We start from the raw sequence: 13,896 nt of genomic DNA on the forward strand, positions 1-13,896 counted from the left end.
CATAAAAATATTTGTGCATCTGTCGCCGCTGCATAGTGTGGTGTGTTTAACTGATTGATGTATCAATAATTAATGGTAAATAAAAATAATGAAATGCTATTTCATGTCACAAAAATAAATTCTACAACAAGATAATCTGGTTCTACAGGCGATTTTCAATCATTACGCTAATGGAATTTTTCTGTTCTCAGCGACGCTGATGGAAATTATCTGGTGGTTAATTTTATGCGTCAGATCAGTTTTAACGAATTTAATTACTCTGACGGCATAAATAATTCGGTATTTGTTGTGGTGTTTATGTGGGTTAAACGAGGAGTTGTATATGAAGAAGGTTGCGGTGCTGCTGGCTCCCGGTTTTGAAGAGGCTGAAGCCATTGTTACCATCGATATTTTGCGTCGTCTTAATATTGATGTTGAGACCCTGGCCTGCGCCGAGTCTCGAGCGGTAGTGAGCTATCACGATATCCCGATGGTGACCGACAGTACTCTGATGGCCCGACTGGAGACTGTTTATGACGCAGTTGTGCTGCCCGGCGGTCCACAGGGAAGCGTTAACCTTGCTGCCAGTGATGCGGTAGTCCAGTTTGTTGCTCGTCATGATGAAGCCGGGAAACTTATCTGCCCGGTTTGTTCTGCCGCAGCCCGGGTGCTGGGCGGTAACGGTTTGTTGAAAGGACGCCGCTATGTGTGCTCTGGTGAACTGTGGGCAAATGTTACTGACGGGGAATATGTTGATGCGCCCGTCGTGGAAGATGGGAATCTTCTCAGTGGTAAAGGTTTAGGGCATATTTTTGATTTTGCTTTCACGCTCTCAGCTCGTCTGTTAGATGATGACGCTTCTGTTCGCGATCACGCCGAACACATTTATTACACATGGTAATCTCTGGATCCCCGAATGCTTCGGTATTCGGGAACAAGGATTCGCTGGCTGATGTTATGGATTAATCTGCTGCTCCTTATTATTCCCTTCAAAAATGCAGCGCTTTTTTATGTCATTTCCCACTGAATTTATGTACGCAATTACTGTAATTCTGTGGTGTGATGCCGCTCTCTTATGGAGAATCAATTTCCCGCTACAACTACTCTCAGCACTGGCGTTGATCTTATCAATCAAAGTAATGCCTTGTTTTATGTCTGAATTACAAAAAATCGTTTGATTTTACCCTACATAAAAGAACGTTAAAGCTGGAGTTAACCATGCACAAATTCACTAAAGCGCTGGCGGCCATCGGTCTGGCTGCCGTTATGTCACAATCCGCTATCGCTGAATCCATGAAGCTCGGTTTCCTGGTGAAACAACCGGAGGAACCCTGGTTCCAGACAGAATGGAATTTTGCGGATAAAGCCGGTAAAGATCTTGGCTTTGAGGTAATTAAAATTGCTGTCCCGGACGGTGAAAAAACCCTTAATGCTATCGACAGCCTGGCGGCAAGTGGCGCAAAAGGGTTCGTGATTTGTACCCCTGACCCGAAACTTGGGCCAGCCATTATGGCCAAGGCACGTGGCTATGATATGAAAGTCATCGCTGTGGATGACCAGTTCGCCAACGCCAAAGGTAAGCCAATGGATACCGTACCGTTGGTAATGATGGCGGCAACAAAAATTGGTGAGCGTCAGGGACAGGAGTTATATAACGAAATGCAGAAACGCGGCTGGGATGTGAAATCTTCTGCCGTGATGGCCATTACCGCTAATGAACTGGATACCGCACGTCGTCGTACTTCCGGATCAATGGAAGCACTCAAAGCTGCGGGCTTCCCGGAAAAACAGATTTACCAGGTTCCGACCAAATCCAATGATATCCCTGGCGCATTCGACGCCGCCAACTCCATGCTGGTTCAGCACCCAGAGGTTAAACACTGGCTGATTGTCGGTATGAACGACAACACCGTACTGGGTGGCGTTCGTGCTACTGAGGGACAAGGCTTTAAAGCTCCGAACGTGATTGGTATCGGCATTAACGGCGTTGATGCGATTAGTGAACTCTCCAAGGGTGAAGCGACCGGGTTCTATGGCTCACTGCTGCCAAGCCCGGACGTCCACGGCTATAAATCCAGCGAGATGCTCTACAACTGGGTGACTAAAGGCGCAGAACCCCCGGTCTTCACCGAAGTCACGGATGTGGTGTTGATCACCCGCGAAAACTTCAAAGAAGAACTGGCGAAGAAAGGGCTGGGCGGTAAGTAACACGACAATTGTGAAACGTCTGTCCGACCTGCTAACTCCAGGTCGGACAAGGCAACGCCGCCATCCGGCAACAGGTTAGAACGATACTGACTCACGGAGACGTTATGCAACAGTCTACCCCGTATCTCTCATTTCGTGGCATTGGCAAAACCTTTCCTGGCGTTAAGGCGCTAACGGATATCAGCTTTGACTGCTATGCCGGTCAGGTGCATGCCCTGATGGGTGAAAATGGCGCCGGGAAATCAACATTATTAAAAATTCTCAGCGGTAACTATGCGCCAACGACGGGTTCTTTGGTGATCCGCGGACAGGAGGTTTCCTTTGCGGATACAACCACCGCGCTGAACGCCGGTGTCGCCATAATTTATCAGGAGCTGCATCTGGTGCCGGAAATGACCGTCGCCGAGAACATCTATTTAGGCCAGCTTCCGCACAAGGGTGGAATTGTTAATCGCTCGCTACTGAACTACGAAGCGGGTCTGCAGTTAAAACATTTAGGGATGGATATCGATCCGTCCACCCCATTGAAATATCTCTCTATTGGTCAGTGGCAAATGGTGGAGATTGCGAAAGCGTTGGCGCGCAATGCCAAAATTATCGCCTTTGATGAACCAACCAGCTCCCTTTCCGCCAGGGAGATTGAGAATCTGTTTCGCGTCATTCGTGAACTGCGTAATGAGGGGCGCGTCATTCTGTATGTTTCGCACCGAATGGAAGAGATTTTCGCCCTCAGTGATGCCATCACCGTGTTTAAAGATGGTCAGTACGTTAAAACCTTTACAGATATGCAGCAGGTTGATCACGAGGCGCTGGTACAGGCAATGGTGGGGCGTGACCTCGGAGATATCTACGGCTGGAAATCCAGACCTTATGGTGCAGAACGTCTGCGTCTGCATGAGGTGAAGGCGCCCGGTGTACGTACGCCGATCAGTTTATCAGTACGCAGTGGCGAAATCGTCGGGTTGTTCGGGCTGGTTGGAGCCGGACGTAGCGAACTGATGAAAGGGCTGTTTGGAGGGACGCGGATCACCGCCGGTCAGGTATTTATTGATGAAAAGTCAATCAACATCCGTAAACCCAGCCACGCTATCGAGGCGGGGATGATGCTGTGTCCTGAGGATCGAAAAGCCGAAGGGATTATTCCTGTGCATTCGGTACGTAACAACATCAATATCAGCGCGCGTCGTAAACATGTACTTGGTGGTTGCCTGATCAACAACAACTGGGAAGAAACGAATGCCGACCACCATATTCGCGCACTGAACATTAAAACGCCGGGTGCAGAGCAATTAATCATGAACCTTTCCGGCGGTAATCAGCAGAAGGCCATTCTGGGGCGTTGGTTATCGGAAGAGATGAAAGTGATTCTGCTCGACGAACCTACGCGCGGCATTGATGTGGGGGCGAAACATGAGATTTATAACGTGATCTATGCGCTGGCGGCGCGCGGCGTTGCCGTGCTGTTTGCGTCCAGTGACCTGCCGGAGGTTCTCGGTGTCGCCGACCGTATCGTAGTGATGAGGGAAGGGGAGATTGCGGGGGTGTTACTTCATGAACAGGCGGATGAACGGCAGGCGCTAAGCCTTGCTATGCCTAAAGTCAGCCAGGCTGTAGCCTGAATAAGGAGAGTATAATGTCTTCGGTTTCTACATCGGGTTCTGGCGCATCAAAATCGGCGCTAAATCTTGGCAGAATTTGGGATCAATATGGGATGCTGGTGGTTTTCGCCGCATTGTTCCTGGTTTGCGCCATCTTCGTACCTAACTTTGCCACTTTTATTAATATGAAGGGGCTGGGGCTGGCTGTTTCCATGTCGGGTATGGTCGCCTGCGGGATGCTGTTTTGCCTGGCATCCGGTGACTTTGACCTCTCGGTCGCTTCGGTAATTGCCTGCGCCGGGGTTACAACCGCTGTGGTCATCAATATGACGGAAAGCCTGTGGATTGGCGTTGCCGCAGGACTGTTGTTAGGCGTTCTGTGCGGCCTGGTGAATGGGTTCGTAATTGCACGTTTAAAAATTAATGCGCTGATCACCACGCTTGCAACTATGCAGATTGTTCGCGGTCTGGCCTACATTATCTCCGACGGTAAAGCGGTAGGGATTGAAGACGAGCGCTTTTTTGCACTCGGCTATGCCAACTGGTTAGGGTTGCCGGCACCCATCTGGTTGACGGTAGGCTGCTTTATTATTTTTGGCCTACTGCTGAATAAAACCACCTTTGGACGTAATACGCTGGCAATTGGTGGTAATGAGGAGGCTGCGCGTCTGGCCGGGGTTCCGGTAGTACGCACCAAGATAATTATCTTTATTCTTTCCGGCCTGGTATCCGCCGTTGCGGGGATTATTCTGGCATCGCGCATGACCAGCGGCCAGCCAATGACCTCTATCGGTTATGAGCTTATTGTGATTTCAGCCTGTGTTTTAGGGGGTGTTTCACTCAAAGGCGGCATCGGAAAAATCTCATATGTAGTCGCCGGGGTGCTGATTCTTGGAACCGTTGAAAACGCGATGAACCTGCTGAACATTTCTCCGTTTGCACAATATGTGGTTCGAGGCTTAATCCTGCTGGCGGCGGTGATCTTCGACCGTTACAAACAAAAAGCGAAGCGTACTGTTTGATAATTTCATTGCCAACTTTTTAGTCTAGCTTCTCCTCATCGCCAGCCGCTATACCGGCTGGCGATTGTTTTTCCAAATGGCGAGCCTGGTCACACTGTCTATACTTATATCCGTCATACATCACATATACGGCGCGATCCGCGCGTCGCACAGACAATGATGAGGAGGAGATTCGGGTGACAGCATCGCTAACCGTAACCCCTGAGCTATCTGCAAACTGTGCTTATTTTTTCGATCTTGATGGAACCCTGGCAGAGATTAAACCGCATCCTGATCAGGTAGTTGTCCCTAAGACAGTCCTGCATTTGTTACATCGCCTGGCGGCGCAAAATGCGGGAGCACTGGCATTGATTTCAGGGCGCTCAATGGCTGAGCTTGACGTACTCACTACTCCCTTTCGCTTTCCGCTTGCCGGAGTGCATGGGGCAGAACGCCGCGACATCAATGGCCATGCCCATATTGTGAGTCTACCTCAGGATGTTGAACGTGAAATTGGTGTGCTACTAAATGCGGCGATGGCAGAACTGCCAGGCACCACGCTTGAAGCAAAAGGCATGGCTTTTGCCCTGCATTATCGACAGGCTCCTGAGCATGAGGCGGCGCTGTTGGCACTGGCTCAGCACATCATCCATAAATGGCCGCAGCTTGCGCTACAGCCTGGGAAATGCGTCGTGGAGATTAAACCAAAAGGTACGAATAAAGGAGAAGCTATAGATGCCTTTATGCAGGAAGCCCCTTTTGCCGGAAGAGTACCCGTTTTTATTGGTGATGACCTGACGGATGAGGCCGGTTTTAGAGTAGTGAACCGCGCCGGCGGTATCTCCGTAAAGGTGGGAAGCGGGGCGACTCAGGCGACATGGCGTCTGGCAGGCGTAACAGATGTTTGGCGCTGGCTGGAGCAAATCAACTGTCCGCAGCAAGAACAAAAAACAACGAATGACAGGAGAGATAGCTATGAGCCGTTTAGTCGTAGTATCTAATCGAATTGCCTCACCGGATGATAAAGGGAACGCAGGTGGTCTTGCGGTCGGTGTACTGGGCGCTCTGAAGGCCGCAGGCGGGCTATGGTTTGGCTGGAGCGGTGAAACAGGCAATGAAGATAAACCGCTAAAAAAAGTTACCCGCGGCAATATTACCTGGGCATCGTTTAATCTGAGCGAACAGGATTACGAAGAGTATTACTGTCAGTTTTCGAACGCCGTTTTATGGCCTGCATTTCACTACCGGCTGGATCTGGTGCAGTTTCAGCGTCCTGCATGGGAAGGCTATCAGCGGGTGAATGCCTTACTGGTTGATAAACTGCTGCCACTGCTGAGTGATGACGACATCATCTGGGTTCACGACTACCATTTACTCCCGTTTGCCAGTGAACTGCGTAAGCGTGGTGTGAATAACCGTATTGGTTTTTTCCTGCATATTCCTTTTCCGACGCCCGAAATTTTCACCGCGCTACCGCCACACAAAGTATTGCTTGAGCAGTTGTGTGATTTTGATTTACTCGGGTTCCAGACCGAAAATGATCGTCAGGCTTTTCTCGATTGTCTGAGCGCTCAAACCAGAGTGACCACACGCGACAAACATCACCATGCCTGGAATAAAGCGTTTCGCACTGAGGTGTATCCTATCGGTATTGCGCCGGATGAAATCGCCAAACAGGCGGCAGGGCCGCTTCCGCCGAAAATGGCGCAGTTAAAGGCTGAATTAAAGAATGTGAAGAATATATTTTCCGTCGAGCGGCTGGATTACTCCAAAGGCCTGCCGGAGCGATTTCAGGCCTATGAGTCTTTGTTAGAAAATTACCCTCAGCACCACGGTAAGATTCGTTATACACAGATAGCGCCGACATCGCGCGAAGAAGTTCAGGCTTATCAGGATATTCGTCATCAGCTAGAGACCGAAGCCGGGCGAATTAACGGCAAATATGGTCAACTGGGCTGGACGCCTCTCTACTACCTGAACCAGTACTTTGACCGCAAATTGCTGATGAAGATTTTCCGTTACTCGGATGTTGGGCTGGTTACGCCATTACGGGACGGCATGAATCTGGTGGCAAAAGAGTTTGTCGCCGCACAGGATCCTGCCAATCCCGGCGTACTGGTGTTATCACAGTTTGCCGGGGCGGCGAATGAGCTGGCCTCCGCGCTGATCGTTAACCCTTACGATCGGGATGACGTTGCCAGCGCGTTGAACAGAGCGTTAATCATGCCGCTTGATGAGCGTATTTCGCGTCACGCCGGGATGCTGGAGACGATTGTCAAAAACGATATCGACAACTGGCAGGCCAGTTTTATTCGTGACCTAAAAAAGGTCGCGCCACGTCATGCTGAAAGCCAGCCGCACGACAACGTGGCCTCATTGCCCAAACTGGCCTGAAATCCGATGCTCGGTGATTAGTCACCCGCCAGCGGAACCAGCAGCACATCCACCTGACTTGCGCTGACAACGCTTTTCGCTGAGCAGGATGCTCGCGAAAAGAAGCTCTGGTTATGGTTGCCATAAATGACAAGATCGACAGCGTGCTTGCGGCACACGTCGAGAATATGTTCGTTCAGTGCCCCATAGGTGATGAAGGTGTTCTCAATGGGGTACTGAGCCTCTTTACTGAGCTTATCAATAAAATCCTGTGTCTCTTCTTGCATCACTTCACGCAGGTCTTCCAGCATTGGTGCAGCGAATTGATTATACAGTTCAGGGTCCGAGACAAGGGTTATCAGGCTAATACGGGCATTTACAGGGCGAGCGATAGAAACGGCCTTCGCTAACAGCTGGTGGCTTTCGGGGGTGGCTGCAACAGCGACAAGAATGTGCGCATAGCTCATAACTCGCTCCTTTATATAAGAATTATGAGAGAACTTTCATGTTTACTCGGGTTAGCTCAATACTGCATCGTTTCACCTGACAATAGTGTGAATGCCATCATGATTATTCATTAATTATTCTTATAAATAGAATAATCACGTCAAATGAGCCTGAAATGCATTCAGGTGATTTAAGTGAAATCAACTGCTAATGAAAACAATGTGTTAATAAAAATTAAACATTAATTAACATTTAAGATGTCGTCACCATGCGGTATTAATTAATTGACCTTAATATTTAAGTTGTTGTTTATAAAGCATTTAATGAAATAACGTTTCATGGTGAATAAGTTATTCAGCATGTTATTTCAGTGCGTGATATTAACGCAGGTAAATAAGACGCTATTCGGTTTCATTGTAATAATATTCGTACGCATGGAATTGAAATGAAGAACGATAGTTCAAAAAACAAGCAAAGTAAAAGCCACGCTGATGGATTTATGTTAATCCTTTAGCTGCTTTATGTGATCTGTGTCACATATTCTTTAAATTCGCAGCATCGCTCCGTTGTATGTGTAACGGGTGGCGGGTAGAGTTGCGTCGAATTAGGAAAAATCTTAGACATTTGTAAGAATTGATGTGAGCTTGTAAGGAACGCGGCCTTCTTAAAAGGGAATGTTTACACAACGCGTAAGTGCCGTAACGCTGCTATGTATTTGACCTTTTGTTTTTTTTTACCGGGCCTTCCCGGCGACATCACGGGGTGCGGTTTTACCGCATAAAAATCATGTTGGTTATTATGGATGCAAATAATGCATACATCCGAGTTGCTGAAACACATTTATGACATCAATTTGTCATATTTATTGCTTGCACAGCGTTTGATCGTTCAGGATAAAGCATCCGCGATGTTCCGCCTTGGTATCAGCGAAGAGATGGCGGACACGTTGGCAACACTAACACTTCCTCAAATGGTCAAACTGGCTGAAACAAATCAACTGGTATGTCATTTCCGTTTCGATGATCACCAAACTGTTACTCGACTGACGCAAGATTCTCGCGTTGACGATCTTCAGCAAATTCACACCGGTATCATGCTTTCAACGCGTCTGTTAAGCGACATTGATGATGCGGCGCGTAAGAAAAGGGCTTGATGATGAGCGAAAAAAGCATTGTTCAGGAAGCGCGTGATATCCAGCTAGCGATGGAATTAATCACATTGGGCGCCCGTTTGCAAATGCTGGAAAGCGAAACGCAGTTAAGCCGTGGCCGACTCATTAAGCTCTACAAAGAATTACGCGGTAGCCCTCCGCCAAAAGGGATGCTCCCTTTCTCAACCGACTGGTTTATGACGTGGGAGCAAAATATACATGCTTCTATGTTTTGCAACGCCTGGCAGTTTCTTCTTAAAACGGGTCTGTGCAGCGGCGTGGATGCCGTAATTAAAGCCTACCGTTTATATCTTGAACAGTGTCCGCAGCCTGAGGAAGGACCCTTGCTGGCGTTAACACGCGCGTGGACTCTTGTGCGCTTTGTCGACAGTGGCTTGCTGGAACTGTCCACCTGCAACTGCTGCGGCGGGAATTTTATTACTCACGCGCATCAACCTGTGGGCAGCTTTGCATGCAGTTTATGCCAGCCGCCATCGCGGGCCGTAAAAAGACGTAAACTTTCCCAGAATGCTGCCGATATTATTCCACAACTGCTGGATGAACAGATCGAACAGGCTGTTTAACTGATACGGTGTGGATAAACACTCCAGCAGCGGTAAGAGATTACCGCTGCTTTTTTTTGTCCTGACCTCTGAGTTAACTGCCCGACTGCGCATCCTGTCATAGTCAATTGCGAAAGGATGATGTCGTGCTTATCTTATTAGGTTACCTGGTTGTTATTGGTACAGTTTTCGGCGGTTATATGATGACCGGCGGACACCTTGGGGCACTCTATCAACCGGCTGAGCTGGTGATCATCGGTGGTGCGGGTATTGGGGCATTCATCGTCGGCAATAACGGCAAAGCCATCAAAGGGACGATGAAAGCGATCCCGTTGCTTTTTCGTCGCTCGAAATACACCAAAGCCATGTATATGGATCTGCTGGCACTGCTTTATCGCCTGATGGCCAAGTCTCGTCAGCAGGGCATGTTCTCGCTCGAGCGCGATATTGAAAACCCAAAAGAAAGTGAAATTTTCGCCAGTTATCCGCGCATCCTCGCGGATGCCATCATGCTTGATTTTATCGTCGATTACCTGCGCCTGATTATCAGCGGCAATATGAATACGTTTGAAATTGAAGCGCTGATGGACGAAGAAATTGAGACTCATGAGAGTGAAGCTGAAGTCCCGGCCAACAGCCTGGCGATGGTCGGTGATTCTTTACCCGCATTCGGTATCGTAGCGGCAGTTATGGGCGTTGTGCATGCACTGGCCTCAGCCGATCGTCCGGCGGCTGAACTGGGTGCGCTGATTGCGCACGCCATGGTAGGAACCTTCCTCGGTATTTTACTGGCCTATGGATTCATTTCTCCGCTTGCCAGCGTACTGCGCCAGAAGAGTGCTGAAACGACCAAAATGATGCAGTGCGTGAAGATCACTCTGCTCTCAAACCTGAATGGCTATGCCCCTCCTATTGCCGTCGAATTTGGTCGTAAAACGCTGTATTCCAGTGAGCGTCCTTCGTTTATCGAACTGGAAGAACATGTTCGTGCGGTGAGAAACCCGACTCCGCAGCAAACGACCGAGGACGCATGAAAAATCAGGCCCATCCTATTATCGTCGTAAAACGACGAAAACATAAAAATCACAGCGGTGGGGCGCATGGTTCATGGAAAATTGCCTACGCCGATTTTATGACTGCGATGATGGCCTTCTTTCTGGTGATGTGGCTGATTTCCATTTCCAGCCCGAAAGAGTTGATCCAGATTGCAGAGTATTTTCGTACCCCTCTGGCCACTGCGGTGACCGGTGGAAATCGTATTTCGAATAGCCAAAGCCCAATACCTGGCGGCGGGGACGATTACACCCAGCAACAGGGTGAAGTGAATAAGCAGCCGAATATCGATGACCTGAGAAAGCGCATGGAGCAGAGTCGCTTGAGTAAATTACGCGGTGATCTGGACCAGTTAATCGAGTCCGATCCTAAACTGCGTGCGCTACGTCCGCATTTGAAGATTGATTTAGTTCAGGAAGGGCTGCGGATTCAGATTATCGACAGCCAGAACCGCCCGATGTTTAAGACTGGCAGCGCCGAGGTTGAGCCTTACATGCGCGATATCCTGCGAGCCATTGCACCTGTCCTGAATGGGATCCCTAACCGCATCAGTCTCTCCGGCCATACGGATGATTATCCTTATGCCAACGGTGAGAAAGGGTACAGCAACTGGGAGTTGTCTGCCGATCGCGCCAATGCATCGCGTCGCGAGCTGGTCAGCGGAGGCCTGGACACGGGAAAAGTATTACGGGTGGTAGGCATGGCCGCCACGATGCGTCTGAGCGATCGCGGTCCTGAGGACGCCATCAACCGCCGTATAAGTCTGCTGGTACTCAATAAGCAGGCGGAAGAGGCCATTTTGCATGAAAACGCTGAAAGCCAGAATGAGCCGGTAAGTGTATTACAACAGCCTGCGGCAATGCCGTCGGCAAGCGTTCCCACATCGCCACCAGCCAATCCGAGGTGATAGCGTGAGCATGGATATTAGCGATTTTTATCAGACCTTTTTTGATGAAGCTGACGAACTGTTGGCCGACATGGAGCAGCACCTGCTTGATTTGGTTCCTGAAGCCCCGGATTCCGAACAACTGAATGCCATTTTTCGTGCAGCGCACTCGATTAAAGGCGGCGCGGGCACCTTCGGCTTTACTATTTTGCAGGAAACGACCCATTTAATGGAAAACCTGCTGGATGAAGCGCGGCGTGGCGAGATGCAGCTCAATGCCGACATTATCAACCTGTTTTTGGAAACGAAAGATATTATGCAGGAACAGCTCGACGCCTATAAAAACTCAGAGGAGCCGGATGCCGCCAGCTTTGAGTACATTTGTAATGCGTTACGACAGTTAGCGCTCGAAGCCAAAGGCGAAACCGCACCGGCGGTCGTCAACTCCGCCAAACTGAGCGTTGTTGACAGTGCGGCGATGCAGGAAGAGGCGATGGCACCAGACGCCCCGACAGCAGGTGAAGAGGTCAAAAAACGTATTGTTCTCTCGCGTCTGAAAACCAGTGAAGTAGATTTACTGGAAGAGGAACTGGGGAATCTGGCGACCTTGACGGATGTGGTAAAGGGAAGCGATTCGCTGTCGGCAACGCTCGATGGTGACCTCGCAGAAGATGACATTATCGCCGTGCTCTGCTTCGTGATCGAAGCCGATCAGATTGAATTTGAAACCGTCACTTCAGCACCTGCTGAAGCGGAAGTTGCAGCGGTTGCCGTCGTCGACGAGCCGCAGCCGGTTGCCCCGGTGCCAGCGGTTAAAGTGGCCGCCAGTGAACCGCAACATGGACGTGCGGAACGTGAAAAACCTGCTCGTGCGAGTGAGTCAACCAGCATTCGCGTAGCGGTAGAGAAAGTCGATCAGTTGATTAACCTGGTCGGTGAATTGGTGATTACGCAGTCGATGCTGGCCCAACGTTCTAACGAATTGGATCCGGTAAATCACGGCGATCTCATCACCAGCATGGGTCAGTTACAACGTAACGCCCGCGATTTGCAAGAATCGGTGATGTCGATTCGTATGATGCCTATGGAGTACGTCTTCAGCCGTTTCCCTCGTCTGGTTCGCGATCTGGCGGGCAAACTGGGTAAACAGGTCGAGCTGACGCAGATTGGTAGCTCTACTGAACTCGACAAGAGTCTGATTGAGCGCATTATCGATCCGCTGACGCACCTGGTGCGTAACAGCCTTGATCACGGTATTGAACTGCCGGAAAAACGCCTCGAGTCCGGGAAAAGTCCGATCGGTAATTTGACGCTTTCTGCTGAACACCAGGGCGGGAATATCTGTATCGAAGTTACCGACGACGGCGCAGGCCTGAACCGTGAGCGTATCCTGGCGAAAGCTATCTCCCAGGGGATGCCAATCCACGACAACATGAGCGATGACGAAGTCGGCATGCTGATCTTCGCGCCTGGTTTCTCGACCGCCGAACAGGTAACGGATGTTTCCGGCCGTGGTGTCGGTATGGATGTGGTGAAGCGTAATATCCAGGAGATGGGAGGACATGTTGAGATCCAGTCAAAACAGGGCCAGGGTACGACTATCAGGATTTTGCTGCCGCTAACGCTGGCTATCCTTGATGGCATGTCCGTCCGCGTGGCGGATGAGGTGTTTATTCTGCCGCTGAATGCCGTCATGGAATCACTGCAACCCCGCGAAGAAGATCTCCATCCGCTGGCCGGGGGAGAACGTGTTCTGGAAGTGCGCGGCGAATATCTACCGCTGGTTGAGTTGTGGAAAGTCTTTGAAGTCGAAGGTGCAAAAACCGAAGCGACTCAGGGCATCGTGGTGATTTTGCAAAGCGCGGGGCGTCGATACGCGCTGTTGGTTGATCAGTTAATTGGTCAACACCAGGTGGTGGTAAAAAACCTGGAAAGCAACTACCGCAAAGTGCCTGGCATCTCTGCTGCAACGATCCTCGGCGACGGTAGCGTCGCGCTGATTGTCGATGTTTCTGCATTGCAGGGGTTAAACCGCGAACAACGTGTGGCGATCACAGCCGCCTGATTGAGTAAGAAAGGGAATAATATGACCGGTATGAGTAATGTAACTAAACTGGCCGGCGAACCGTCAGGTCAGGAATTCCTCGTGTTCACGCTGGGGGATGAAGAGTACGGTATCGATATCCTGAAAGTGCAGGAAATTCGTGGCTACGATCAGGTCACGCGTATTGCCAATACACCTTCTTTTATTAAAGGGGTCACTAACCTGCGCGGTGTGATTGTGCCGATCGTTGACCTGCGTGTGAAGTTCAGCCAGAGCGATGTTGATTACAACGAGAACACCGTAGTGATTGTACTGAATCTGGGACAACGTGTGGTGGGTATTGTGGTTGATGGTGTTTCTGATGTGTTGTCGCTGACTACAGATCAAATCCGTCCTGCGCCGGAATTTGCGGTCACGCTGTCAACGGAATACCTGACCGGACTGGGCGCGCTGGGCGATCGGATGCTGATTCTGGTAAATATTGAGAAGTTGCTTAACAGCGAAGAGATGGCGTTGTTGGATATTGCGGCTAATCACGTGGCATAAATAAAGCCGGAACACAGTGGCATATTTCAAAGGGCCGGGTAAGCGTTA

At 49.9% G+C, this 13,896-nt stretch carries 13 protein-coding genes; 12 read left to right on the forward strand and 1 reads right to left on the reverse strand.

Going from position 1 to position 13,896, the window contains the following annotated elements; all coding sequences use genetic code 11:
- The first annotated feature begins 322 nt into the window (after positions 1-322).
- The 6 genes from OGY01_RS05405 (at position 323) to otsA (ending at position 7,180) form a co-directional block, all read left to right on the forward strand.
- Positions 323-880 carry a DJ-1/PfpI family protein gene (locus OGY01_RS05405; RefSeq protein WP_286492608.1) on the forward strand — a complete coding sequence of 186 codons (558 nt, stop codon included), beginning with the start codon at positions 323-325 and terminating at the stop codon, positions 878-880.
- Positions 881-1,197: 317 nt separating this feature from the next.
- Entirely contained in the window at positions 1,198-2,187 is a 990-nt protein-coding gene (locus OGY01_RS05410) for an arabinose ABC transporter substrate-binding protein (protein WP_045444221.1), read from the forward strand.
- 104 nt (positions 2,188-2,291) lie between these two features.
- On the forward strand, positions 2,292-3,806 hold the full coding sequence (gene araG, locus OGY01_RS05415; protein ID WP_225761088.1) for an L-arabinose ABC transporter ATP-binding protein AraG: 1,515 nt from the start codon (positions 2,292-2,294) through the stop codon (positions 3,804-3,806).
- Positions 3,807-3,820: 14 nt separating this feature from the next.
- Entirely contained in the window at positions 3,821-4,807 is a 987-nt protein-coding gene (gene araH / locus OGY01_RS05420; RefSeq protein ID WP_045444215.1) for an arabinose ABC transporter permease AraH, read from the forward strand.
- Between the two features lie 176 nt (positions 4,808-4,983).
- Complete coding sequence (otsB, locus tag OGY01_RS05425) at positions 4,984-5,787, forward strand: trehalose-phosphatase (protein WP_045444212.1); 804 nt, start codon at positions 4,984-4,986, stop codon at positions 5,785-5,787.
- Complete coding sequence (gene otsA / locus OGY01_RS05430) at positions 5,762-7,180, forward strand: alpha,alpha-trehalose-phosphate synthase (protein ID WP_045444208.1); 1,419 nt, start codon at positions 5,762-5,764, stop codon at positions 7,178-7,180. Before otsB ends, otsA begins: the two co-directional genes overlap by 26 nt.
- Positions 7,181-7,197: 17 nt before the next feature.
- Here the strand turns inward: otsA and uspC are convergent, their stop codons facing one another.
- Entirely contained in the window at positions 7,198-7,626 is a 429-nt protein-coding gene (uspC, locus tag OGY01_RS05435) for a universal stress protein UspC (protein ID WP_045444205.1), read from the reverse strand.
- Positions 7,627-8,417: 791 nt separating this feature from the next.
- On the opposite strand from uspC, the gene flhD reads away from it, so the two are divergent.
- The 6 genes from flhD (at position 8,418) to cheW (ending at position 13,848) form a co-directional block, all read left to right on the forward strand.
- Entirely contained in the window at positions 8,418-8,759 is a 342-nt protein-coding gene (gene flhD, locus OGY01_RS05440) for a flagellar transcriptional regulator FlhD (RefSeq protein WP_003034622.1), read from the forward strand.
- A gap of 2 nt (positions 8,760-8,761) precedes the next feature.
- On the forward strand, positions 8,762-9,340 hold the full coding sequence (gene flhC, locus OGY01_RS05445; RefSeq protein ID WP_045449675.1) for a flagellar transcriptional regulator FlhC: 579 nt from the start codon (positions 8,762-8,764) through the stop codon (positions 9,338-9,340).
- A gap of 125 nt (positions 9,341-9,465) precedes the next feature.
- A complete protein-coding gene (gene motA, locus OGY01_RS05450) occupies positions 9,466-10,353 on the forward strand; it encodes a flagellar motor stator protein MotA (protein ID WP_045444201.1) in 888 nt (295 codons plus the stop codon).
- Positions 10,350-11,279: a flagellar motor protein MotB gene (motB, locus tag OGY01_RS05455; protein WP_200012829.1), complete on the forward strand. Its 930-nt coding sequence runs from the start codon at positions 10,350-10,352 to the stop codon at positions 11,277-11,279. Before motA ends, motB begins: the two co-directional genes overlap by 4 nt.
- 10 nt (positions 11,280-11,289) lie before the next feature.
- The gene (gene cheA / locus OGY01_RS05460; protein WP_286492820.1) at positions 11,290-13,323 is read left to right on the forward strand and encodes a chemotaxis protein CheA; all 2,034 of its coding nucleotides are present in this window, start codon (positions 11,290-11,292) and stop codon (positions 13,321-13,323) included.
- A 21-nt stretch (positions 13,324-13,344) separates the two neighbouring features.
- Positions 13,345-13,848, forward strand: coding sequence for a chemotaxis protein CheW (gene cheW / locus OGY01_RS05465; RefSeq protein WP_045444189.1), 504 nt, complete (start codon positions 13,345-13,347; stop codon positions 13,846-13,848).
- The last annotated feature ends 48 nt before the right edge of the window (positions 13,849-13,896 follow it).

Origin of the sequence: Citrobacter sp. Cm038, from assembly GCF_030333105.1 — a bacterium.
Classification (GTDB): domain Bacteria; phylum Pseudomonadota; class Gammaproteobacteria; order Enterobacterales; family Enterobacteriaceae; genus Citrobacter; species Citrobacter murliniae.

Bases quoted from the DNA above. Each gene is read 5' to 3' on its own strand.
- OGY01_RS05410 (WP_045444221.1), top strand. From the start codon at position 1,198: ATGCACAAATTCACTAAAGCGCTGGCGGCCATCGGTCTGGCTGCCGTT.
- motB (WP_200012829.1), top strand. From the start codon at position 10,350: ATGAAAAATCAGGCCCATCCTATTATCGTCGTAAAACGACGAAAACAT.
- flhD (WP_003034622.1), top strand. From the start codon at position 8,418: ATGCATACATCCGAGTTGCTGAAACACATTTATGACATCAATTTGTCA.
- OGY01_RS05405 (WP_286492608.1), top strand. From the start codon at position 323: ATGAAGAAGGTTGCGGTGCTGCTGGCTCCCGGTTTTGAAGAGGCTGAA.
- araH (WP_045444215.1), top strand. From the start codon at position 3,821: ATGTCTTCGGTTTCTACATCGGGTTCTGGCGCATCAAAATCGGCGCTA.
- uspC (WP_045444205.1), bottom strand. From the start codon at position 7,626: ATGAGCTATGCGCACATTCTTGTCGCTGTTGCAGCCACCCCCGAAAGC.
- araG (WP_225761088.1), top strand. From the start codon at position 2,292: ATGCAACAGTCTACCCCGTATCTCTCATTTCGTGGCATTGGCAAAACC.
- otsA (WP_045444208.1), top strand. From the start codon at position 5,762: ATGAGCCGTTTAGTCGTAGTATCTAATCGAATTGCCTCACCGGATGAT.
- cheA (WP_286492820.1), top strand. From the start codon at position 11,290: ATGGATATTAGCGATTTTTATCAGACCTTTTTTGATGAAGCTGACGAA.
- cheW (WP_045444189.1), top strand. From the start codon at position 13,345: ATGACCGGTATGAGTAATGTAACTAAACTGGCCGGCGAACCGTCAGGT.
- flhC (WP_045449675.1), top strand. From the start codon at position 8,762: ATGAGCGAAAAAAGCATTGTTCAGGAAGCGCGTGATATCCAGCTAGCG.